This is a genomic window from Aeromonas sp. ASNIH7 (assembly GCF_002903485.1).
GTDB classification, from domain to species: domain Bacteria; phylum Pseudomonadota; class Gammaproteobacteria; order Enterobacterales; family Aeromonadaceae; genus Aeromonas; species Aeromonas caviae.
Genome location: NZ_CP026226.1, coordinates 1902501 through 1923824, shown reverse-complemented (window position 1 = coordinate 1923824; position 21324 = coordinate 1902501). Strand labels below are relative to the sequence as shown.

Here is a 21324-nt window from a genome sequence, read left to right as displayed (position 1 = left end):
TATCCAAGGAGAATGAGCATGGGTACGCAGACGCCTGATTTCGATCTCGATGATGACTGGGAGCCGGAATCCTGGGAAGACGAGCTGGAGGAGCTGGATGACGAGAGCTGGCAGGACTATGACCCTCTCGACGATCAGTGACTCCCTGTAACGCCTGAGGGCGGGCCTGGTGCCCGCCCGATTTTTTGTGTGGCGAGGGGGGCAGCCCTTGGTGAGAACGGGGCGGGCTGGTTAGAATGAACTGCTCAAATGACGCTGTACGAGGCAGGCAGCGGCTCAACAACGATTCCAACGACGCCAAGGATGAATATGCGCTCACTCGTCATCATGTTTTGTGCCGCCCTGCTCGGGGGCTGTGTTTCCAACTCCGACGACCCTTGCGAGAAGGTGTGGAGCGACGTGGGAGAGGCGGACGGCAAGCTCGGTTTTGCTGGCGATCGGGTGGCTTTTCACCAGACCCAGTGCGGGGAAAAAGTGGACGTTGCTCTTTGGGAGCTGGGTCGCCAGAAGGGGCTGGCCTGGTATTGCCGACCCGAGCATCTCTATCTGGCAGGACGGTCGGGAGAGGAGTATCGCGGCGTTTGTCCCAACGACGTGCAGGCCCGTCGCCTGTTGGAACAGGGTCGCCATGGCTGGACTGATCAATAAATCAGCCTTCCTCTCTCTTCTGAAATCTTGCGTGAACCTCTTCGTGAGAAGAGGGACCTACCCTTCCTTATGTTTCAGCCGCAGCGGCTGGCACAGGTAATCCTTGTCATTGGCGCTGCGGGCACACTTGCCACACACGAATTTGGGTTTGCGCACAATCTTGCGCAGCGTCTTGAGATCGGCGGGGATCTCGTGACGGCGCCACTCACACAGCGTCTTGTGACCCATGACGTCCTCGACAGTGAATGCAACGGGTGAGAGGGGCAGGACCCCTCCCGGTGTGGTTACTGGTACAGGTATTTGGTGAAGATGAGCTCGCGGACCGCCTTCTTGCCCGTCTCCTTGACCAGCAGTTCGTTGACCTTGGCCTCACACTCCTTGCGCAGCTCTTCCCGGTTCACCAGGGACTTGATCTGTGCGCCCGTCTTGCTGCCAATCAGCCGGATGATGGCGTCGCGGATCAGGGGGTCGTGCTGCTCCAGCAACTTGAGGTCGGCAGCGTCCGTGGCCATCAGCTCTACCGTCACCCGTACATAGCCGAGGGTTTTGCCGTCGCCAAGGTAGTTGGTGATGATGTCCGGATCCAGAGCGTGATAGGCGAATCCCGGCTGGACGGCGGAGGAGGCGGGATCGGTGGTCTCTTCCTCATTGGCGAAGGCCTGTGTATTCAAGAGGGTACACCCCAGGGACAGCAGCAGAATTCTGAAGATCTTCATCTGGATGGCTCGGCAGCGACGGATGCCCCATTTTTGATGCTGCCATCGGGGCCGTCAAGCACGGATGTTCTTACAATTCGCCATTGATTTACGGATAATAAACCGGTTTTTAACCTGACAACGGAAATCTCCGGATGGTGAAGCTGTGAAGTCCGAGTTGACTGTTCCCCTCGTCCAGCTCGTCCCGTGGCGGGCGCCTGCAGAGTGCGAACCGCCCGAGGCGCTGCGTCCCTGGTTGCTGGAGGCCGATTCCATGACCCGGCGCCTGCGTCGTTACAATCATCACCTCTCGGTGCAACTGCTCGGCAATCGCGCCGTGTCGCTGACGGTGGACGAGCAGGCGCTGGTGGCGGTGTCGGCCCCCGTGGGCATGTGCCGCGAGGTGATCCTGCACGGTGATGGCGGGCCTGCCATCCTGGGTTGGACCCTGTTTGCCGAAGCGGCCTTGCAGGGGGGCGGTTTGCAGGATCTGGGAGAGCAGCCGCTGGGAGAGCGCATTTTCGGTGATGCACCGGCGCGGCGGGATCACCTGCAACTGGCCTGTTTCGAGATAGCGAGCAATCCCTGGTGTCCGGCCGCCACCGTCTGGGGGCGTCGTTCCCGCCTGTTTCTGGGGCAATGGCCACTGCTGGTCCATGAACTTTTCCTGCCCTCGCTATCGTCTCATTCGTTGCCATCGGATAAGGAGCTGGAGTGAAGCTGTTAACCAAGGAGCGGGGACTGGCCTATGCGCAGTTGGCCCGCATCGACAAGCCCATCGGTACCCTGCTGCTGCTGTGGCCGACCCTGTGGGCGCTCTGTCTGGCGGCTGGTGGCCTGCCTGACCCCTGGATCCTGACCGTGTTCGTGGTGGGCGTCTTCCTGATGCGCTCCGCCGGCTGTGTCATCAATGACTATGCGGATCGCAACTTCGACGGTCATGTCAAACGCACCGCCGGGCGACCGCTGCCCATGGGGCGGGTCGCCGAGCGGGAAGTGCTGGTGCTGTTCGCCGTGCTGGCGCTTCTCTCGTTCGCCCTGGTGCTGACGTTGAACCCGCTCACCATCAGCCTGTCCTTTGCCGGCCTGCTGCTGGCAGTCTGCTACCCCTTCATGAAGCGCTTCATCCCCATCCCTCAACTGGTGCTCGGCATGGCCTTCTCCTGGTCCATTCCCATGGCCTACGCGGCTCAGGCCAATGCCCTGCCGCCGGAAGCCTGGCTGTTGTTTCTTGCCAACCTGCTGTGGACCATCGCCTATGACACCGAGTACGCCATGGTGGACAGGGATGACGACCTCAAGCTCGGCCTGAAATCGAGCGCCATCCTGTTCGGCCGTCACGACAAGCGGATCATCGGCGCGCTGCAACTGGCGACCCTGCTGATCCTGCTGGGGGTCGGGCAGCTGATGGGGTTGGGGTCAGGTTATTACTGGGGACTGCTGGGGGCGGCGGCGCTGTTCGTCTACCAGCAGCGACTGATCCGGGAGCGGCAGCGGGAAGCCTGCTTCCAGGCCTTCCTCAACAACAACTACGTGGGGGCGCTGGTGCTGCTCGGGGTGATGGTTCACTACCTCTAACCCGCCCCCCTTCCTTGATGAAAAAAAGGCCGCATGATGCGCAATGCTGTTCACTTAAGCGGAGCCGCATTGCGATTTACCGGAAAACGGGTCTTTGATATCTTCACCGCCCTGGGTCTCGATGGCCTGGGGCGTTTTTCTATGAACATGACGCCTATGCAGCCCCGCAACTCCGCCAACCTCCGTGGCGTATGGGCTGGCGATAACGCGCCCGCCATCACTGCCATCTGGTTCGCGATGAACTGACAGGCAAACTTAAAGCTCACCTCATTGGGCGCTCGCTGATGGGCTATGGCGGCCTGGCTGGCCTCCCGCCTGACCAGATTGTATCCAAGCAGCAATCCCCACAGCTCCTGATAGACCAAGTCCACTTTCTTGCTTCTCAGCGTGATGGCGTTGTGCTGCATCGCGCTTTTGATATCCCGGTATCCCAGCTCGATTTCCCAGCGCTCGTGGTACAGGGTCGCCACCTGAGCTGCACTGAATCGCGCCACGGGCAGGGAGGTAAAGACCGTTTTCTCCTTGCCTGCCACCTCATAGGTCACTGCGCGAACTTGCCAGTGTGTCGGCAACGCCGGGTTTTTCTTGCGAGCCTGAGGCGAGACCGTCATTTGCAACAGACGGTCACCGTCGCCATAGCGCTCAAGTTCCGTGTATACCAGCCCCTTGCGTTCCGGGATGAGCCAGTGACGGTCGGTGTCTTCGGCCTGAATACGCAGCAACAGGTCGGCACCGAAGAAGCCTTTATCCAGCAGGGTCACTGACTTGTCCGGCAATGAGTGAATGAACTCGCTGGCCAGGGGGATTTCCCCTTTGCGGTACGGGCTGATGGCCGCGTTGGCAATGACATGCGAGCGGACATTCATGAGCGTGACCAACCGCAGCATCGGGTAGGGTGTCTGCCGGTTGGTTGAGGTGTTACCCGAGCCGAAATGTGCTCTGAGTTCAGGCATATCCTGGGTTCGGAACAGGGCCCCATCGATGGCAAAGACCTGTAAACCGTGCCAATGGTCTTCAGGATAACGTTCCCGCCCCCACACATCGGCGCACTGTTTGAACAGCCACTCGAGCGGCTGTTTGCCGAGTCGCTGACGGGCCTGAGACAGGGCACTGTCCGCGAGCAAGGCATCATTGGCCAACCCTTCTGCACAGATGTTGAGGCGCCGAGCGACCTCGGAGATGGGCTCATTGCGGAAAAAGGCCATCCCCACGACGAGCCACAAGACCATATCAGAAGGTAAGCGGCGTCGGCGGATAGTGGCCTTTTCAGACAAGGCGGCAGCGGCAGTAATCCATTCGTCGGGAATATGGTCGGCAAAAATGGCCAGCCGAGCCAGCATGTCGCCAGATGCCTCAACAACATCGTTCAGATCGTTTGCAATAGACATAAAAAATCCGGAACCAGTGATTGGTTCCGGATTGTCCTACAGCAGAAGGATCGGTCAATGGATCCTTAACTGATCAGCATTGCGCATGATGCGGCCTTTTTGTTGGGTGTCGACGCCTCAGAGCCGGTTGCCCGCCTGGATGGTGCGGCGGATCTTGTTGCTGAGCAGCGGCACTATGTTGTCGGCCAATGCCTGGAAGCGGCCGAGATCCGGTTTGCAGCCCGGATCCAGATAGCCTTCGCTGCGCAGGGTGTGGATCAGGGTGCTGAACAGCTTCTGGTCGAAGAACTCGGGGGCGTTGATGCCGTGCAGGGTGCCGAGGCGTTCCGCCATCATCAGACCGTCCGCTTCCAGCTGCTCCGCCTCGATGTGGGGCTGGGCCAGCATGCGGGTCAGCACGATGGCGTAGCGTTGCAGCGTCTCCTGGATGCTTTCGGCCAAGAGCAGCAGGCGCATCTGGTTGCCGGGGTTGACCCAGTAGCCGCCGTCGCGTGCCTCGACCAGTTGCTGGCGTAACAGCTCGGCCAGCAGGGCATCGATCAGTTCAGGCAGCTCGTCCTCTTCATAGCGCAGGAAGAGTTCGGTCTTGAGCAGGGGGTAGATGTCGACACAGCGGGCGACGATCTCGCTGCGGGAGATCCCCTCGCACCGCTCGATCAGGGCCGCCACCAGGGAGGGCATGGCGAACAGGTGCAGTATGTTGTTGCGGTAGTAGGTGAGCAGGATCGCCTGATAGCGGTCCAGGCTGATGATCTGGCCCAGCTTGTCCTCGCTCACCTCGAACTTGTTGAGCTCCATCGCCTGCTCCAGCAGGGTCCTGGCGTCCTCGTCCGGCATGGTGCTGTGCGGGCTGTAGGGCACCTGCTTGAGCAGGTCCAGATAGGTGTTGAGCTGGGCCTGGAGTTCGTCCCGGGTCAGGGCGTGGCGCTCGGCGGCCAGCAGGGCCAGGGCACTCAGGGTCAGGCCGTTGACGGCGGCGGCATCGTTGATGCGGGTCATCAGCAGCTCGGCCAGCTGGTTGACGGTGGGGGACATCCACTCGGGACGTTCCTCCCGGCCGATGCTCTCCTTCCAGGTGGGTACATGTTCGCCGAGGTAGCTGTTGAGGGTCAGCGGTTCGCCGAAATTGACGAAGCCACGGCCATAGTTGCGCAGCTTGCGCAGGATGCCGAGCACCTGCAGGAAGCTCTCCTTCTCCTTGCGGCTCCCCTTGAGTTCGTTGTGGTAGGTGTTCACCTCCATCACGTGCTCGTAGCCGAGGTAGACGGGGACCAGGGTCACCGGCCTGTCCAGCCCGCGCATCATGGCCTGCAGGGTCATGGCCAGCATGCCGGTCTTGGGGGGCAGCAGGCGACCGGTACGCGAACGCCCGCCCTCGGTGAAGAACTCCACCGAGTAGCCCTTGGCAAACAGCAGGTTGAGGTACTCCCGGAATACCGTGCTGTAGAGCGGATTGCCCTTGAAGGTGCGGCGGATAAAGAAGGCTCCGCCGTGGCGGAAGATGGGGCCTGCTGGCCAGAAGTTGAGGTTGATGCCCGCCGCGATGTGGGGCGGCACCATGCCCTGGTGGTAGATGACGTAGGAGAGCAGCAGGTAATCCATGTGGCTGCGATGGCAGGGGACGTAGACGATCTCGTGCCCTTCCTGGGCCAGCTGACGCACCTGCTCTGCTCCGTTGACCGAGAGGCCGCGATAGAGCTTGTTCCACAGCCAGCCGAGGAAACTCTCCCCGAGGCGGATCAACCGATAGGAGAAATTGGAGGCGATCTCGTCCATGTAGCCGTGGGCACGCTTTTGCGCCTTCTCCAGGCTGATCCCTTCCCGTCTGGCCTCCTCCTCGATGGCCTGCTGGATCACGCTCGAATCCAGCAGTTGCTTGAACAGCAGGTTGCGGTTCGGCAGCTTGGGCCCGGTGGCTGCCAGCTGCTGGCGGCTGAAGTGGGTACGGGCCACCCGCGCCAGCTTGTGGGCGATGGCCTCGTCGGTGCCGTGCTTGTCCGCCATGTAGCGCAGGGAGAGGGGCGGGGAGAAGCGCACCAGGTTCTCGCGCCCTTTCAGGATCACGATCAGCGCCTTCTTCAGGCGGTTTGGCGCCAGGCTGCTGATGATGTTCCAGCCGGAGGCCTCCTCGCCTTCCCGGCCCGGGGCGCGGCCCCAGAACAGGGTGACGGGTACTACCTGGATGTCCAGCGCCGGATCCTGCTTGTGCAGGTCCAGCAGCTGGTGGAACTCCTGCAGGAAGGGGAGTGGCTTGTTGCGCGTGCCGAACAGGGGAGGCGGACGATCCAGACAGACGTAGCGTGGCAGCAGTTGACCGTTCAGCTCCAGCGGCGTGAAGGGGCCGGGCAGGCCGAGATCCTCGCAGCACTGTTGCAGGGTCATCAGGTCGGTGATCGAGCTGGTCTTCAGGGCATAGACGATGGGTCTGGCCGGATCCAGCTTGAGCTCGGTGATGGGGTTTTCCGGCAGGCTCTTGTGATTGACCAAGCCGCTGACCGGCCATTGCAGGATGGCTCTGGAAATCTTCTGTCCAAGGGACATGTGCGTCTGCTCTCCAAAAAAATGCGGCGTGAGCATAGCAAATCACCGACTGCTTGTCGCCGAGAGGTACGATGAGTCGGCACTTCAGGGCGGGGGGAGGGACAAATGTGCGTCGGGTCGCGACAAATGCCAGTTGCGCCTTGCCTTGGCCCCAGCACTGTATATACTGCCAGTGTGCTGTATAAAAAGACAGGTGCCCATGCTATGAAACCCCTTACCCCTCGCCAGGCTGAAGTACTCGAGCTCATCAAGGCGAACATGAACGAGACCGGCATGCCGCCGACTCGCGCCGAGATTGCCCAGAAGCTTGGCTTCAAGTCGGCCAACGCGGCCGAAGAACATCTGAAGGCCCTGGCCAAAAAAGGGGTCATCGAGATCATGCCGGGCACGTCCCGTGGCATTCGTCTGCTGCTCGAAGAAGAGGACGTACAGCCTGAAGAAAACGGCCTGCCGCTGATCGGCAAGGTGGCGGCCGGTGAACCCATCCTGGCCCAGGAACACATCGAGAGCCACTACCAGGTGGATCCCGCGCTGTTCCACCCGCGGGCAGATTTCCTGCTGCGGGTGCAGGGCATGAGCATGAAGAACATCGGCATCATGGACGGGGACCTGCTGGCGGTACACAAGACCCAGGAGGTACGTAACGGCCAGGTCGTGGTAGCACGTCTGGACGAGGACGTCACCGTCAAGCGCTTCCAGCGCAAGGGCAGCCAGGTGTGGCTGCTGCCGGAAAATGAAGAACTCTCCCCCATTGAGGTGGATCTCGCCAGTCAGCACCTCACCATAGAGGGCCTGGCGGTCGGCGTGATCCGCAACGCCGACTGGATGTAAGTATCCGATGCGATGAAGAGGCCTCCTGCGGGAGGCCTCTTCATTTTCATCTGCCGATGGCATCTCCCTCCCCACCTTTTCGCTTCTCCTTCCTGTGCGCACAGTCTCGCCGCACGACATGCATTTCGGATATATCCTTTGATAAGGCCCCTGTCATGGTCGGTGATCAGGGAAGGGGGAGTCGCACCGGGCAGTACGCCATGGCAGGGATGCATGATCGCCGAGTCGGTGCGCAGAAGGGAGAGTCGCCTCAGACTGGGGACTCGTACAGTCAGTACGCTGCCGTGGTTGGTTCGTCGTTGGGGACAAAGAGACCCGTCAGCGTGACCTGTTGAGCAAGGAGGACAGGTATGGCTTCAAGCTCGCCGTGGGATCCGGTGCCGGCCGCAGCGCCCGCATCTTCCATCACCCGATTCATCAAGGGCAGTCGGATGACATGGTTCTATGCGCTCTGGGTCTATCACAAGGGAGATGGTTGGACCATCTGGCTTGGGTGCCCCAAAGACAAGATTGTCCGCCTGGTTCGTCTGTTTCGCCGTCATCACGACATCGGATTGCCGGATGAGCCCTGGACTGCCCCCGTCATCCCGCTGCGCGTCCCCCTGAGACGTGCCCAGCCGCAGCACAGGCTGCGGCCCTGATCCCTCTTCCTGTACAGACAAGAGCCCCGCCAGAGCGGGGCTCTTGTTTTGGCGCCGATGCGGCTGATCCATGGCACAGACGCTTTCCCGCCGGGATGCAAGACTAGCCAGCGGCGGGGGTGGGCGGGTTACAATGACCCCTACCGGTTTTGCCCCCTGGGCTTCTAACATAAGCAAGGCTTTGTTTTATATGGTTAAACCACGTTTTTACCTGCTGCTGTTGCTGTTCATCGGCGCCATTGCTGCGACTTATTACTGGAGTCAGCCCGCGGTGCCGGAACAGGCCGATTACTACCCGGCGGGGCGAGACATCAACCCGTTTACCCTCACGGATGCGGATGCACAGCCCTTTACCCCTGCCAACCTGACGGGACACTGGAGCTTTCTGTTCATCGGCTACACCTACTGCCCGGATGTCTGTCCGACCACGCTGGCGGATCTGCGCAGCGTCTATCCGGCGTTGAAGAAGATAGCCCCCACTAGCCAGGTGGTATTCATCTCGGCGGATCCCCAGCGGGATGACAGCGCCCGCCTGAAGAGCTATACCGCCTTCTTCGAGCCCGAGTTCAAGGCGGCGACCGCACCTCACAGTGCCCTCTTTCCTCTGGTCCGCAATCTGGGGCTGGTCTATTCCATCGTGGAAGGGGATCGCAAGGACTACCTGATCGACCACTCCGCCTCCATCGTGCTGATCAACCCCGAGGGGAAGCTGGTGGCCACCTTCCGACCCAAAGTGGCACCGGGTGAGGTGCCCCACGTGGACATGCAGGCCATGGTGGCCGACTTCGCGCGCATCGTGCGGCTGGCTGGCGAGTGATCCCGGCGCGCACCATGCTGATTCCCGCCTGGCTGAAGGATCCTCGCCGCCACAGAGCCGTCTTCGCCCTGGCCCTGCCCATGGTGTTCTCCAACGTCACCACACCCTTGCTGGGGTTGGTGGACACCTGGGTGATCGGTCATCTTGGCCAGGCCTGGTTTCTCGGCGGCGTGTCGGTCGGTGCTACCTTCATCAATCTGCTGTTCTGGCTGCTTGGCTTCCTGCGCATGTCCACCACAGGGCTGACTGCCCAGGCTCAGGGTGCAGCCCATGCCGAAGGGCAGCTCGACACCCTGGCGCGGGCCCTGGGCTTGGCGATCGGACTGGGCATGGCGCTGTTGCTCCTGTTGCTGCCGTTCCTGCCTGCCATCATCGCCCTCGGTGGCGGCTCTTCCGAGGTACAGACCTATGCCGGTCAGTATGTATCGGTGCGGATCTGGAGCGCCCCGGCGGCCTTGTGCAATCTGGTCATCATGGGGTGGTTGCTGGGCATGCAGGATGCACGCAGTCCCATGCTGCTGCTGATCCTGGGCAATCTCGTCAACATGGTGCTGGACGCCTGGTTCGTGCTGGGATTGGGCTGGCAGGTGAAAGGGGTGGCCGCAGCATCCCTGCTGGCGGATTACAGCACGCTCGGGGTGGGGTTCTGGCTGGTGAGCCGGCATCTGCGCCGACTTGATCCCGGGGTGTGGCACAACGCCTGGCAGCGCTGGCGCCAGTGGCCGGCCCTGCTGCGGCTGCTCGCCCTGAACCGGGATATTTTCATCCGCTCCCTGTGCCTGCAACTCTGCTTCGTGTTCATGACTCTCCAGGGGGCCAGGCTGGGGGATGTGGCGGTGGCCGCCAATGCGGTGCTGCTCAATTTCCTGATGCTGATTTCCTACGGGCTGGATGGATTTGCCTATGCGGTGGAAGCCATGGTAGGGCGCGCCATCGGGCGGCGCGATCGGCCGCTGCTGCGAGAGGCCATCGTCCTCAATCTGGGCTGGGCGCTGCTGATCGCCCTGGCATTCACCCTCTCGTTTGCCCTGGGGGGCCACTGGCTCATCCGCCACATTACCGACATACCGGCGGTGATCGCCGAGGCGCAACGTCAGCTCCCCTGGCTGGTGGCCATGCCGCTGCTGGCGGTCTGGTGCTTCCTGCTGGACGGGGTCTTTATCGGCGCCACCCGGGCCCGGGAGATGCGCAACAGCATGCTGGTGGCGGTGTTTGCCGGCTTCTTTCCCATCTGGTGGCTCTGCCAGGGATGGGGTGTGGCGGCCCTGTGGGCCGCCATGAGTGCCCTGATGGCAGGTCGTGGCTTGACGCTGGGCTGGCTCTGCTGGCGACTGGAGCGGGGTGGACGGCTGCTGGCGGGGCAGGGGACGGCGCAGTCAGTCTGAATCCTGGCCGCCTTGCCAATATCGTCAGCGGTCAGAGCGAGCCTGAATAGTCGAACTGTCGCCAGCTCTCGTAGACGAACACCGCGACGGCGTTGGCCAGATTCATGCTGCGGCTCTGGGGCAGCATGGGAATGCGCAGCCGCTGCTCGAATGGCAGGCTCTCGATGATCTCCATGGGCAGGCCTCGGCTCTCGGGCCCGAACAGCAGGGCGTCACCGGGGGCAAACCGGGCCGCCGAGTGGGCGGTGCGTCCCTTGGTGGTGCAGGCAAAGACCCGTTGGGGGGCGACGGCCGCCAGAAACGCCTCATAGTCAGGCCAGCGCTTGACGTCGGCAAACTCGTGATAGTCGAGCCCGGCCCGCTTGACCCGTTTGTCATCCCACTCGAACCCCAGGGGCTCTATCAGGTGCAACCGGTAGCCGGTATTGGCGCAGAGGCGAATGATGTTGCCGGTGTTGGGGGGGATTTCCGGTTGGTAGAGCACGATATCGAGCATGGAAGGATCCTGGACTGGTGCGAAACGGGCGCCAGCATACCCAGCACCCGTGCCGATGAAAAGGGGGAGGTCAGGGCATGGGCAGACGGATGGTGATGACCAGTCCGGTCGGCTGATTGCTGCTGGCCCGGATGGTCCCCCCATGACGCTGGATCGCCTCGGCGGCGATGGCAAGGCCGAGACCAGTGCCCCCGGTCTTGGTGTTGCGGGCATCGTCCACCCGAAAGAAGGGCAGGAACAACCGGGGCTGCTGCTCCACCGGCACGCCAGGGCCGTCATCCCGTATGGTCATCACCCATTCCCGTCCCTCCCGGTACCAGTCCACCTTGATGAACTCGCGGGCATACTTGAGGGCGTTGCGCAGGGGATTTTCCAGGGCGCGCGCCAGCAGTTCCGGCCACATGGTGAGGGATTCGGCGGGCAGGGAAGGGAGCCTGAGCTGTTTGCCGTTCTGGTTTGCCTCGAACATGGCGTCATCCAGGATGGGCTCCAGCAGCTCCGCCAGGGGCAGCGTCACCGGCGCCTCCACATGTTGCTGCACCCGCGACAGATCCAGCAGATCCCCTATCAGCTTGTCGAGCCGGGCTATCTCCCCTTCGATGCGCGCCAGCTCGGCGCTGTCCCCCTGCTTGCGGCGGATCAGCGCCTGTGCGAGCTGGATGCGGGTCAGGGGGCTGCGCAGCTCGTGGGAGATGTCGGAGAGCAGCTGCTTCTGCTTCTGGATCATGTCCTTGAGGGTATCGACCATGCGACTGACATGTTCGGCCAGCTGGCCTATCTCGTCGCGCCGCCCCAGGTTGGGGATCTGTATTTCCAGGTTGCCCTGGGCGAGTTGGGAGACCGACTGCTGCAACTGCAGTATGGGGCGGGTCAGGCGCCAGGCGAGCAACAGACAGAGCGGGGTGCTGACCAGCATGGCGATGCCCAGGATCTGGATGGGGTGATCCAGGATCTGGATGAAGAGGAACAGGTAGGAGTTTTCGACGTTCAGACCGAAATAGACGTGATAGGTCTGGCCGTGATGGACCATCTGGAAGGGGCCGGCGATGGCGCGCTGGTGTTCGCTGCCCAGCATGGGCTTGGCCGGGTTGTCCGAGTCGAGCATGAAACGGATCACGAACTTGCTCAGCCGGGTGCTGGACTGCATCTGCCCCTTGGCATCGCGTAGATAGATGTTGTCCACCGGCAAGAGGCCCGCGGCATCGATGGCCTTGGCCAGATCGAAATCCTGCTCGGGATCCGCGCCCCGTTGCAGCGCCGCCAGGTTGTTGTTGAGACGGGTGACCTCGTGGGCCGGCAGCGGGATGATATTGCGGGGGTCCAGGGTGGGGAGGATCACCACCGCGGCCACGACCAGCAGCAGGATGAACCAGAACCAGAGGAAGATCTGGGTGGACAGGCCGTTGAAGGTGCGGGCCGATTTCATGCCTGCTCCAGCCACAGGTAGCCTCGTCCCCGCACCGTCTTGAAGCGGGGCTGGCCGTCGGCCCGCTCCGGCAGCTTCTTGCGCAGGTTGCTCAGGTGCATGTCGATGGCCCGATCGAAGGGTTCGAGCTTCTTGCCCAGCACCTGCTCGGAGAGCAGGCCCTTGCTGACGATCTGGCCCGGATTGCGCAGCAGGCACTCCAGCAGGCCGAACTCGGTGGCGGTGAGTTCCAGCAACTGATCGTCGCAGCGAGCCTGTTGCAGGCCGGGCTGCAGCACCAGATCCATGAATCTCAGCTCGTCCGGGGCTCCGCGCTGGGGAGCCTGGCTCTGGGTTCGACGCAGGATGGCGCGCACCCGGGCCAGCAGCTCCCTGTCGTCGAACGGCTTGGCGAGATAGTCGTCGGCACCGGCCTCCAGCCCGTTGACCCGATCCTGGCTGTCGCCACGGGCGGTCAGCATCAACACCGGGGTGTCGTGGGTCTTGCGCAGCCGGGTCAGCATCGCGAAACCGTTGAGTCTGGGCATCATGACGTCCAGCAGCACCAGGTCGAAAGCCTGTTCTGCCAGTCGCAGCAATCCCTCTTCCCCATCCTCGGCGACGGTGACCTCAAACCCCTCCAGGGTCAGGATTTCGGTGAGCAGCTGGGTCAGTTCGAGATCGTCGTCGACCAGGAGTATTTTGTTCATCTGGGAGTCACTCTGTTGATTTTGCACGCCAAACTGACGTCCGGGTCAGGGTATAATAAGTTTTTACGCGTCGGAGGAAAGCCGGTTTTGAGCCACCAACACTATTCCCGCTGGGTCACCCTGGCCAGCATGGCCGCTGTGACCACCGCCACCCTGCTCATCCTGGGCAAACTGATCGCCTGGCTGATGACGGATTCATCCAGCCTGCTGGCATCCCTGACCGATTCCTTCATGGACATCAGCGCCTCTCTCATCAATCTGCTGGCCATCCGTTATGCGCTGGCCCCTGCCGACGAAGAGCATCGCTTCGGCCACGGCAAGGCGGAGTCCCTGGCGGGTCTGGTGCAGTCGGCCTTCATCTCGGGGTCCGCCTTGCTGCTGGTGATGCACGGCATCTCGTCGATGCTGAATCAGGTGCCCGTGGTGCGCCTGGAGGCCGGGATCTGGGTCAGCGTCGGCTCCATCGTGCTGACCCTGCTGCTGGTGAGCTTCCAGGGCTTTGTCATCCGCAAGACCAACAGTGTGGCCATCAAGGCCGACATGCTGCACTACCGTTCCGACCTGCTGCTCAATGGCGGCGTGCTGGTGGCACTGGTGCTGGCGGGGCAGGGGTGGTACTGGGCCGACGGCCTGTTTGCCATTCTGATCGGTCTATTCCTGGTGTGGGGGGCTGTCCATATCGGCTACGAATCGGTGCAGGCCCTGCTCGATCGTCAGTTGCCAGAGGAGGAACAAGCGAGAATAATGGCCCTCTGCTGCGCCGTAGAGGGGGTGCATGGCGTACATGACCTGCGTACCCGCCAATCCGGGCCGACCCGTTTCGTGCAGTTGCATCTGGAACTCGATGATCAACTGCCTCTGGTCAGGGCCCATCAGATAGCCGACGAGGCTGAACTGGCCGTCCGCCAGGCCTTCGAGCGGATGGATGTGATCATTCACATGGACCCCATCTCGGTGCTGACAAAAGAACGACAAAGCACTCACCCTGAACAACAGTAGGCTGCAACATGGATGATCTGGTTGCCAGAACCTGGCAAAAAATTCAGCAGGAAGCGCAGAGCATGGCGGCCCAGGAGCCCATGCTGGCCAGCTTCTTTCATTCCACCATTCTCAATCACCGGGATTTGCGCTCGGCGCTGAGCTTCCAGCTCGCCAACAAGCTCGACAGCACCACCATGCCTGCCATCGCCTTGCGGGAAGTGATCGAGCTGGCCCTGCGCAGCGAGCCCGAGCTGCTGGCCGCAGTGGCCGCCGACATCTGCGCGGTGCAGGATCGCGACCCGGCGGTCGACCTCTTCTCCACCCCGCTGCTCTACCTCAAGGGATTCCATGCTCTTCAGGGGTATCGGGTGGCCAACTGGCTGTGGCGTCAGGGACGCCGTGCCCTGGCGCTCTATCTGCAAAACCAGATCTCCGTGGTGTTCGGCGTGGATGTACACCCGGCCGCCCGCATCGGCAAGGGCATCATGTTTGACCATGCCACCGGTATCGTGGTCGGCGAAACCGCCGTCATCGAGAACGACGTCTCCATCCTTCAGAGTGTGACTCTGGGGGGGACCGGCAAGGAGAGTGGCGATCGTCACCCCAAAATCCGGGAAGGGGTGATGATAGGGGCGGGGGCCAAGGTGCTCGGCAACATCGAGGTGGGCGTCGGCGCCAAGATCGGTGCCGGCAGCGTGGTGATCAACCCGGTGCCGCCTCACACCACGGTCGCTGGCGTGCCCGCCAGGATTGTGGGCCGCCCCGAGTGCGACAAACCTTCCCTGGACATGGATCAGTGCCTCTGATCCCCTGACCGAGGCCGTTGTATGGTCAAGCGCTGGTCAGGCTTTCTGATCCTGGGGATGTGGCTGCTCAACCTGCTGCACCTTTATCTGGACTTCTCCCCCTGGCCCGCCGCCATCGCGGCCTGGGCCGCCTCCCTGCTCACCTGGCCCTGGCTGGTGGGTGCCGCACGGCGCCAGGCGCTGGCCCTCTACGGCGCGGCGCTCCTGCTGCTGCTCTTTTCCTGGTGGCGGGGGGCCAGCCTCAGCCCAGGTGACTGGCTCTTGCCGAACATCAACATGCTGACCATGTTTGCCGCAGTGAGCACCCTCAATCTGGCTACCTCCGGCCTCTTGACCGGCACCGCCTCCTGGTCCGGTCGCAAGGGGCTGTGGAGCACCATGGCCAGCCTCAATCTACTGGGGGCCGTCATCAATCTTTCGGTGCTCTTCATCATCGGCGATCGGCTGGAGCGCAACGGGACGCTGGAGCGGCGTCAGGTCATGGTGCTGAGCCGGATCTTCTGTGCGGCTGCATTTTGGTCCCCCTTCTTCGTCGCCATGGCAGTGGCCCTCACCTATGCACCGGGTCTGCAATTGGGCAGCATACTGCCTTTTGGCATACTGGCGGCCTTGCTGGCCATGGGGCTGACGGCCTGGCAGGTAGAGCGGCTCGGCGTGGAGACCTTTGAAGGTTATCCGCTGCGGCTCCAGACCTTGGGGCTACCGGTGACCCTGGCACTGCTGGTGCTGGTGATCCACCGTTTCTGGCCCGGACTCAGCATTCTGGCGGTGATCGCCCTGGTGGCGCCCTTGCTGGCCTTGCTGTTCATGCCGCAAGCGGGGCGAGGGGCTGCTCTCAAGCGCCAGGTGGTTGAGCGCTTCCCGGCCATCGGTGGCCAGCTTGTGCTGTTTCTGGGGGCCGGCCTGCTGGCGGCTGGCATCAACAGCGCGCTGTCAGTACTGGACTTTGGCAGTGGCCACGGCCTGCCGCTGTTCAACCACTTCGGCTGGCTGGAAGCCTGTCTGACCCTGCTGCTGATCTTCCTGGTGGCCATAGTGGGCGTGCATCCTCTCATCAGCATCTCGGGGGTGGCGCCGCTGCTCTGGCCGCTGGCACCGGATCCCAGCCTGCTTGGCATGTGCTTCCTCATGGGGTGGGGGCTGGCGACCGGGACGAGCCCGCTCTCCGGCTCCAATCTGGCACTGGCGTCCCGCTACAACCTGAGCGCCGGGCTGCTGCTGCGCTGGAACCTGCTCTACGGCCTGTTGATGTACGCCGTGGCCTGTCTGATGATGGGGGGCTTCATCGCCTTGCATGGCTGATGGCGGCATCGGCAGGAGGGCGGGTTGTGCCACGGCGGACGCCCGGGATCGAGGTTCCTGCTGCCTGCGAGAAAAACCGACGCATATTTAAGCAATACCGGGCCGCAGGGCGCATTTTGCAACGTGCTGGCTTGTTTGTGCCGAGCGCATCAGGGTATGCTGGCTCCACGCGCTTGAATCGCCCTCTGTGGGGCATCGCAATTGAACATACAGGTATGCATATGTCACTAGAAGTCCTTGAGCAACTCGAATCCAAAGTACAATCCGCTGTCGACAACATCTCCTTGCTGAAGATGGAGCTGGACGAGCTGAAAGAGCAGAACAGCAAGCTGCAAGACGAAAACCACCAACTGCGCAACGAGCACGTTGCCTGGCAAGAGCGTCTGCGTGCCCTGCTGGGCAAGATGGACCAGATGGGCGATGCCATCTGATCCCGTCTAGACTGACCGGAATGAAAGCGGGCCGCTCCTTGAGCGGCCCGCTTGTTTTGGTCTGCCGGGCAATCAGAGTGCCAGTAGCTGTTTGACGGTCTTCTCGATGCCGTCCGCCGCCTCCACAATATTGTTGGCCAGCATGTAGGCAGGGGTGGAGATGACCTTGCGCTCCTGATCCACCACGAATTCGCTCACCGGGCAGTCGAGATGACTGCCACCCATGGCTTCGATGGCGTTGGCGGCGCCCTCGTCGTTGCCAATGGTGGCCAGGGTGCCTGCCCCATAGATGAGCGGGATCATGGCCGGTGCGATGCAGATGTAGGCGGCCGGTTTGCCGGCTCTGGCAAAGCTCTGGCAGGCCTTCAGCACATCCGGCTGGATGCGGCACTCTGCGCCCTGGATGGCGAAGTCACACAGGTTCTTGGCGGCGCCGAAGCCGCCCGGCACCAGCAGGGCGTCGAAGTCGGCTGCATCCAGTTCAGCCGCATCTCTGATCTGGCCGCGGCAGATGCGGGCCGCCTCGACCAGCACGTTGCGGCTCTCTCCCTCGCTGACCTCGCCGGTCAGGTGATTGATGACATGAAGCTGAGGGACATTGGGGGCGAAGCATTGAACGGATGCTCCCTGACGGGCCAGCGCCAGCAGGCTGATGACGGCCTCGTGGATTTCGGCGCCGTCAAACACGCCACAACCACTCAAGATCACGGCCACTTTTTTCATGACAGACTCCTCGTTGTTGAAAATGTGAGCCAGGGTAGATTGTTGTACTTTTGTATGGTTATCGTTCGACCTCCGCTGGTCAAGTCATCTCCCTGTGCTAGGATTGTTTCGTTTTGGATCCTGCCTCAGTACCCCCCTTGAATTTTTTTCCACATTGATCGAGATCATGATGCGTGCGTCATGTTGAGTTTTCATGATCTCAACGCAATGTTTTAAAAGATATTTTTTGTTTTAATCCACAGCTTTGTCACGGCCGTGATGCAATGGTGCCATTTTTGAGCACAGAGTTATCCACAGCAATATGCCCCACCGGTGCGCCGGGGTGATGGTGGGAGTCCCCTTGGTGTGGTGCGGGCCCTGTGGCATCCTAGCGGCTGTTTATTCTTGGCAGGACGATTTTCATGGCCTCTAGCAACCCTCTTATTCTGGTCGACGGCTCTTCATATCTTTACCGCGCCTTCTTTGCCTCGCAGCAGGCCGATCTGCGCACCTCGACCGGCTTGCCTAGCGGCGCCGTCCGTGTCATGGCCAACATGATGCGCAGCCTTCGCAAGCAGTACCCTGACTGCCACGTGGCCGTGGTGTTCGACGCCAAGGGCAAGACCTTCCGTGACGACATCTATCCCGAATACAAGGCAACACGCGCCAGCATGCCGGACGATCTGCGCAGCCAGGTCGCCCCTATTCACCAGATGATCAAGGCAATGGGTTTCCCCTTCCTGATGGTCGAAGGGGTGGAGGCTGACGACGTGATCGGCACCCTGGCCCGTCAGGCGACCGAGAAACAGCTGCCTGTGCTCATCAGCACCGGCGACAAGGACATGGCGCAGCTGGTCTCCGACCATGTCACCCTGATCGACACCATGAAGGATGTGAAGACCGATCGGGAAGGGGTGATCGAGAAGTTCGGCGTACCGCCCGAGCTCATCATCGATTACCTGGCGCTGATGGGGGACAAGGTGGACAACATTCCCGGCATGACAGGTGTCGGCGAGAAGACCGCACTGGCCCTGCTGCAGGGGATCGGCAGCATCGACGAGATCGCCGCCAACCTCGACAAGGTGGCGGCGCTCGGCTTCCGTGGCTCCAAGGTGTTTGCCGACAAGTTCCGCGAGCAGGAAGAGCAGGTGCGCCTTTCCTATGTGCTTGCCACCATCAAGACCGACGTGGTGCTGGAGCAGAGTCTGGAAGAGCTGCAGCTTGGCCCCATCGATAAAGAGGCTCTACTGGCGGTCTATCGCGAGTATGAGCTGCGCAACCTGATCAAAGAGTTGGAGTCCGGCGGCGCTGAGGAGAGTGACGCCGAGGGTGATGATGAAGGTGCCGCCCCGGCAGTCACCATCAAAACCGACTATCGCTGCATCCTGGATGAGGCCGAATTCGATGAGTGGCTGGCACGGTTGCAGGCGGCGCCGCTGTTTGCCTTCGACACCGAGACCACCAGTCTCGACTATATGGAAGCGCGCGTCGTGGGCGTCTCCTTTGCCATCGAGCCGGGCAAGGCGGCCTACGTGCCCTTCGGCCACGACTATCTGGGGGCGCCGGTACAGCTGACCGAGGCCGTGGTGCTGGGCAAGCTCAAACCGCTGCTGGAAGATCCGACCCGTCTCAAGGTGGGGCAGAACCTCAAGTACGATCGCAACGTGCTGCTCAATCATGGTATCGAGCTGCAGGGCATCGCCTACGACACCATGCTCGAATCCTATGTGCTCAACTCCACCGCCAGCCGCCACGACATGGATTCCCTGGCTCGCAGATATCTGAATGCCGAAACCATCTCGTTCGAAGAGATCGCCGGCAAGGGGGTCAAGCAGCTCACCTTCAATCAGATCGAGCTGGAGCAGGCGGCCCCTTATGCGGCGGAAGATGCCGACATCACCCTGCGTCTGCATCAGACGCTGTGGGGCAAGCTCTCTGCCGAGCCGGGCCTTGCCAAGGTGTTCAGCGAGATCGAACTGCCGCTGCTGCCGGTGCTGGCACGGATGGAGCGACTCGGTACCACCATCGAGCCCAAGTTGCTGCACCAGCAGAGCCAGGAGATCGAAGTGCGTCTGGCAGAGCTGGAGAAACAGGCTCACGAGCTGGCCGGGCAGGAGTTCAACCTCTCCTCGCCCAAGCAGCTTGGGGAAATCCTCTTCACCAAGCTGGGGCTGCCGATCATCAAAAAGACCCCCAAGGGAGCGCCATCCACTGCGGAAGAGGTGCTTGCCGAGCTGGCGGAGACCTATGATCTGCCGCGTCTGCTGATGGAGCACCGTGGGCTGGCCAAGCTCAAGTCCACCTACACCGACAAGCTGCCGCTGATGATCAAGCCGCAGACCGGGCGGGTGCACACCTCCTATCACCAGGCGGTGGCGGCGACCGGTCGACTGTCGTCCACCGACCCCAACCTGCAGAACATTCCGGTGCGCAACGAACAGGGGCGCCGCATTCGGCAGGCCTTCATTCCGTGCGCCGGTTACAAGCTGGTGGCGGCGGATTACTCCCAGATCGAGCTGCGCATCATGGCCCACCTCTCCGGTGACAAGGGGCTGCTGACCGCCTTTGCCCAGGGCAAGGACATCCACAAGGCGACCGCCGCCGAGGTATTCGGCGTCGCGCTCGATGCGGTGACCAGCGACATGCGTCGCAGCGCCAAGGCGATCAACTTTGGTCTCATCTATGGCATGAGTGCCTTCGGTCTGGCCAAGCAGCTGGGGATCGGTCGCGCCGAAGCGCAGAAGTACATGGATCTCTACTTCGAGCGCTACCCGGGTGTGCTGGAGTACATGGAGCGTACCCGCCAGCAGGCGGACGCCCAGGGCTATGTGGAGACTCTGTTTGGCCGTCGCCTCTATCTGCCGGATATCAAGTCTCGCAACGCGGGCCTGCGCAAGGCGGCCGAACGGGCCGCCATCAACGCCCCCATGCAGGGTACGGCTGCCGACATCATCAAGCGGGCCATGATCAACGTGGATGGCTGGATCCGGGGCATTGAAGACCAGTCGATCCGCATGTTGATGCAGGTGCACGATGAACTGGTGTTCGAGATCCGCGAAGAGAAGCTGGAAGAGTACATCGCCCTCATCAAAGAGAAGATGTCGGGTGCGGCCGAACTGGATGTGCCGCTGGTCGTGGAAGCGGGTACTGGTGACAACTGGGATCAGGCCCACTGATCCTGACCACAGTGATTGGCTAGCTATAGTAAGCAGAGAAGCCCGGCATCATGCCGGGCTTCCTGTTTGTGGCTGCAGGGTCAGGCCTCTTGCAGGTATTCATCCTTGAGCAGCACATAATTGTCGGCCGAGGTCTTCAGGAAGGCGATCTCGGCCGGCTTGAGAGGGCGGGCCTGCTTGACGGGATTGCCCATATAAAGAAAGCCGGCCTCGAGCCGCTTGCCTGGTGGCACCAGGCTGCCCGCCCCGATCATCACATCGTCTTCAACGATCACCCCATCCAGCAGGATAGCACCCATGCCGACCAGTACCCGGTCGCCTATGGTGCAGCCATGCAGCATCGCCTTGTGTCCGACCGTGACATCTTCGCCGATAAGCAGCGGATAGCCGCCAGGGTTGCTGGCACTCTTGCGGGTCAGGTGCAGCACTGTACCGTCCTGAATGTTGCTGCGCGCACCGATGTGGATATGGTTGACGTCCCCTCTGGCGGCCACCATGGGCCAGATGCTCGCATCGTCGCCCAGCTGGATATCCCCCACCAGGGTGGCGCAGGGATCCACATATACCCGATTGCCCAGTTGCGGGCATTTTCCCTTGTAAGGTCTTAGTCGCAAGTCCATCTTGGCCTCCTTGTTTTCGGCCATTCTAGCAAGACGACACCGGTTTCTGTGGATAAGTTTGTATAAAAGCTGTGCTTGGATATGAATAACTAAAAAAGTGCCGATTTTTGCAATTTTATTGCATGGGAGGGGTTGCCAGAACGAATTCGCTCCCTATAATGCGCCTCCATC

Annotated in this window: 22 protein-coding genes; 13 read left to right on the top strand and 9 right to left on the bottom strand. The window is 61.7% G+C overall.

Translation table 11 applies throughout. The features are described from left to right. Positions 1-18 precede the first annotated feature (18 nt). Together C2U47_RS23510 and C2U47_RS09110 are read left to right on the top strand one after the other, a co-directional pair. A complete protein-coding gene (locus C2U47_RS23510; RefSeq protein ID WP_010672437.1) occupies positions 19-141 on the top strand; it encodes a hypothetical protein in 123 nt (40 codons plus the stop codon). A 162-nt stretch (positions 142-303) separates the two neighbouring features. Then, on the top strand, positions 304-648 hold the full coding sequence (locus C2U47_RS09110) for a DUF2799 domain-containing protein (protein WP_080988608.1): 345 nt from the start codon (positions 304-306) through the stop codon (positions 646-648). Positions 649-705: 57 nt separating this feature from the next. Here C2U47_RS09110 and C2U47_RS09105 read toward each other — a convergent pair whose 3' ends face one another. Together C2U47_RS09105 and C2U47_RS09100 are read right to left on the bottom strand one after the other, a co-directional pair. Beyond that, positions 706-876, bottom strand: coding sequence for a hypothetical protein (locus C2U47_RS09105; protein WP_010672439.1), 171 nt, complete (start codon positions 874-876; stop codon positions 706-708). 56 nt (positions 877-932) lie between these two features. Beyond that, complete coding sequence (locus C2U47_RS09100) at positions 933-1364, bottom strand: flagellar basal body-associated FliL family protein (protein WP_049636424.1); 432 nt, start codon at positions 1362-1364, stop codon at positions 933-935. 145 nt (positions 1365-1509) lie between these two features. Here C2U47_RS09100 and C2U47_RS09095 point away from each other — a divergent pair, with 145 nt between their 5' ends. Together C2U47_RS09095 and ubiA are read left to right on the top strand one after the other, a co-directional pair. Then, the gene (locus C2U47_RS09095; RefSeq protein WP_029313450.1) at positions 1510-2061 is read left to right on the top strand and encodes a chorismate--pyruvate lyase family protein; all 552 of its coding nucleotides are present in this window, start codon (positions 1510-1512) and stop codon (positions 2059-2061) included. Then, the gene (gene ubiA / locus C2U47_RS09090) at positions 2058-2921 is read left to right on the top strand and encodes a 4-hydroxybenzoate octaprenyltransferase (RefSeq protein WP_010672442.1); all 864 of its coding nucleotides are present in this window, start codon (positions 2058-2060) and stop codon (positions 2919-2921) included. The genes C2U47_RS09095 and ubiA overlap by 4 nt, the downstream gene beginning before the upstream one ends. A gap of 50 nt (positions 2922-2971) precedes the next feature. On the opposite strand, the gene C2U47_RS09085 is transcribed toward ubiA, so the two are convergent. Beyond that, entirely contained in the window at positions 2972-4309 is a 1338-nt protein-coding gene (locus C2U47_RS09085) for an IS4-like element ISAeme15 family transposase (protein WP_103261422.1), read from the bottom strand. 117 nt (positions 4310-4426) lie between these two features. After that, positions 4427-6850: a glycerol-3-phosphate 1-O-acyltransferase PlsB gene (plsB, locus tag C2U47_RS09080; RefSeq protein WP_049636979.1), complete on the bottom strand. Its 2424-nt coding sequence runs from the start codon at positions 6848-6850 to the stop codon at positions 4427-4429. A gap of 204 nt (positions 6851-7054) precedes the next feature. Here plsB and lexA point away from each other — a divergent pair, with 204 nt between their 5' ends. The 4 genes from lexA (at position 7055) to dinF (ending at position 10524) form a co-directional block, all read left to right on the top strand. Continuing rightward, positions 7055-7681 (top strand): transcriptional repressor LexA, encoded by a 627-nt coding sequence (lexA, locus tag C2U47_RS09075; protein WP_010672444.1) that lies wholly within the window; start codon positions 7055-7057, stop codon positions 7679-7681. Between the two features lie 431 nt (positions 7682-8112). Beyond that, positions 8113-8322 carry a hypothetical protein gene (locus C2U47_RS09070; protein ID WP_080560358.1) on the top strand — a complete coding sequence of 70 codons (210 nt, stop codon included), beginning with the start codon at positions 8113-8115 and terminating at the stop codon, positions 8320-8322. A 190-nt stretch (positions 8323-8512) separates the two neighbouring features. Further along, positions 8513-9139, top strand: a complete 627-nt coding sequence (locus C2U47_RS09065) for an SCO family protein (protein ID WP_043155663.1) — start codon at positions 8513-8515, stop codon at positions 9137-9139. Between the two features lie 14 nt (positions 9140-9153). Beyond that, positions 9154-10524 carry an MATE family efflux transporter DinF gene (gene dinF, locus C2U47_RS09060; RefSeq protein WP_049636981.1) on the top strand — a complete coding sequence of 457 codons (1371 nt, stop codon included), beginning with the start codon at positions 9154-9156 and terminating at the stop codon, positions 10522-10524. A 31-nt stretch (positions 10525-10555) separates the two neighbouring features. Here dinF and trmL read toward each other — a convergent pair whose 3' ends face one another. The 3 genes from trmL to C2U47_RS09045 all read right to left on the bottom strand — a co-directional run bounded on the left by trmL (position 10556) and on the right by C2U47_RS09045 (position 13135). Continuing rightward, complete coding sequence (gene trmL, locus C2U47_RS09055) at positions 10556-11020, bottom strand: tRNA (uridine(34)/cytosine(34)/5-carboxymethylaminomethyluridine(34)-2'-O)-methyltransferase TrmL (protein ID WP_039041146.1); 465 nt, start codon at positions 11018-11020, stop codon at positions 10556-10558. A 70-nt stretch (positions 11021-11090) separates the two neighbouring features. After that, on the bottom strand, positions 11091-12446 hold the full coding sequence (locus C2U47_RS09050; RefSeq protein WP_043155667.1) for an ATP-binding protein: 1356 nt from the start codon (positions 12444-12446) through the stop codon (positions 11091-11093). Next, positions 12443-13135: a response regulator gene (locus C2U47_RS09045; protein ID WP_043155668.1), complete on the bottom strand. Its 693-nt coding sequence runs from the start codon at positions 13133-13135 to the stop codon at positions 12443-12445. Before C2U47_RS09045 ends, C2U47_RS09050 begins: the two co-directional genes overlap by 4 nt. A gap of 87 nt (positions 13136-13222) precedes the next feature. Between C2U47_RS09045 and fieF the strand changes: the two genes are divergently transcribed. The 4 genes from fieF to C2U47_RS23060 all read left to right on the top strand — a co-directional run bounded on the left by fieF (position 13223) and on the right by C2U47_RS23060 (position 16655). Continuing rightward, positions 13223-14134: a cation efflux pump FieF gene (gene fieF / locus C2U47_RS09040; RefSeq protein WP_043155671.1), complete on the top strand. Its 912-nt coding sequence runs from the start codon at positions 13223-13225 to the stop codon at positions 14132-14134. A gap of 8 nt (positions 14135-14142) precedes the next feature. Continuing rightward, positions 14143-14922 (top strand): serine O-acetyltransferase, encoded by a 780-nt coding sequence (gene cysE, locus C2U47_RS09035; protein WP_010672452.1) that lies wholly within the window; start codon positions 14143-14145, stop codon positions 14920-14922. Between the two features lie 21 nt (positions 14923-14943). Beyond that, complete coding sequence (locus C2U47_RS09030) at positions 14944-16224, top strand: hypothetical protein (RefSeq protein ID WP_010672453.1); 1281 nt, start codon at positions 14944-14946, stop codon at positions 16222-16224. 221 nt (positions 16225-16445) lie between these two features. Further along, complete coding sequence (locus tag C2U47_RS23060; RefSeq protein ID WP_010672454.1) at positions 16446-16655, top strand: cell division protein ZapB; 210 nt, start codon at positions 16446-16448, stop codon at positions 16653-16655. A 72-nt stretch (positions 16656-16727) separates the two neighbouring features. On the opposite strand, the gene elbB is transcribed toward C2U47_RS23060, so the two are convergent. Beyond that, positions 16728-17378, bottom strand: coding sequence for an isoprenoid biosynthesis glyoxalase ElbB (gene elbB / locus C2U47_RS09020; RefSeq protein WP_043155674.1), 651 nt, complete (start codon positions 17376-17378; stop codon positions 16728-16730). 401 nt (positions 17379-17779) lie between these two features. Here elbB and polA point away from each other — a divergent pair, with 401 nt between their 5' ends. Further along, on the top strand, positions 17780-20533 hold the full coding sequence (polA, locus tag C2U47_RS09015; RefSeq protein ID WP_103261593.1) for a DNA polymerase I: 2754 nt from the start codon (positions 17780-17782) through the stop codon (positions 20531-20533). Between the two features lie 80 nt (positions 20534-20613). Here polA and C2U47_RS09010 read toward each other — a convergent pair whose 3' ends face one another. Next, the gene (locus C2U47_RS09010) at positions 20614-21153 is read right to left on the bottom strand and encodes a gamma carbonic anhydrase family protein (protein ID WP_049636982.1); all 540 of its coding nucleotides are present in this window, start codon (positions 21151-21153) and stop codon (positions 20614-20616) included. Positions 21154-21324: the final 171 nt, after the last annotated feature.

Excerpts from the sequence above, each read along its gene's own strand:
- C2U47_RS09100 (WP_049636424.1), bottom strand. The coding sequence starts at position 1,364 with ATGAAGATCTTCAGAATTCTGCTGCTGTCCCTGGGGTGTACCCTCTTG.
- C2U47_RS23510 (WP_010672437.1), top strand. The coding sequence starts at position 19 with ATGGGTACGCAGACGCCTGATTTCGATCTCGATGATGACTGGGAGCCG.
- plsB (WP_049636979.1), bottom strand. The coding sequence starts at position 6,850 with ATGTCCCTTGGACAGAAGATTTCCAGAGCCATCCTGCAATGGCCGGTC.
- C2U47_RS09050 (WP_043155667.1), bottom strand. The coding sequence starts at position 12,446 with ATGAAATCGGCCCGCACCTTCAACGGCCTGTCCACCCAGATCTTCCTC.
- C2U47_RS09030 (WP_010672453.1), top strand. The coding sequence starts at position 14,944 with ATGGTCAAGCGCTGGTCAGGCTTTCTGATCCTGGGGATGTGGCTGCTC.
- C2U47_RS09010 (WP_049636982.1), bottom strand. The coding sequence starts at position 21,153 with ATGGACTTGCGACTAAGACCTTACAAGGGAAAATGCCCGCAACTGGGC.
- cysE (WP_010672452.1), top strand. The coding sequence starts at position 14,143 with ATGGATGATCTGGTTGCCAGAACCTGGCAAAAAATTCAGCAGGAAGCG.
- C2U47_RS09110 (WP_080988608.1), top strand. The coding sequence starts at position 304 with ATGAATATGCGCTCACTCGTCATCATGTTTTGTGCCGCCCTGCTCGGG.
- C2U47_RS09070 (WP_080560358.1), top strand. The coding sequence starts at position 8,113 with ATGACATGGTTCTATGCGCTCTGGGTCTATCACAAGGGAGATGGTTGG.
- dinF (WP_049636981.1), top strand. The coding sequence starts at position 9,154 with ATGCTGATTCCCGCCTGGCTGAAGGATCCTCGCCGCCACAGAGCCGTC.
- elbB (WP_043155674.1), bottom strand. The coding sequence starts at position 17,378 with ATGAAAAAAGTGGCCGTGATCTTGAGTGGTTGTGGCGTGTTTGACGGC.
- C2U47_RS09045 (WP_043155668.1), bottom strand. The coding sequence starts at position 13,135 with ATGAACAAAATACTCCTGGTCGACGACGATCTCGAACTGACCCAGCTG.
- trmL (WP_039041146.1), bottom strand. The coding sequence starts at position 11,020 with ATGCTCGATATCGTGCTCTACCAACCGGAAATCCCCCCCAACACCGGC.
- C2U47_RS23060 (WP_010672454.1), top strand. The coding sequence starts at position 16,446 with ATGTCACTAGAAGTCCTTGAGCAACTCGAATCCAAAGTACAATCCGCT.
- lexA (WP_010672444.1), top strand. The coding sequence starts at position 7,055 with ATGAAACCCCTTACCCCTCGCCAGGCTGAAGTACTCGAGCTCATCAAG.
- polA (WP_103261593.1), top strand. The coding sequence starts at position 17,780 with ATGGCCTCTAGCAACCCTCTTATTCTGGTCGACGGCTCTTCATATCTT.
- C2U47_RS09085 (WP_103261422.1), bottom strand. The coding sequence starts at position 4,309 with ATGTCTATTGCAAACGATCTGAACGATGTTGTTGAGGCATCTGGCGAC.
- C2U47_RS09105 (WP_010672439.1), bottom strand. The coding sequence starts at position 876 with ATGGGTCACAAGACGCTGTGTGAGTGGCGCCGTCACGAGATCCCCGCC.
- C2U47_RS09065 (WP_043155663.1), top strand. The coding sequence starts at position 8,513 with ATGGTTAAACCACGTTTTTACCTGCTGCTGTTGCTGTTCATCGGCGCC.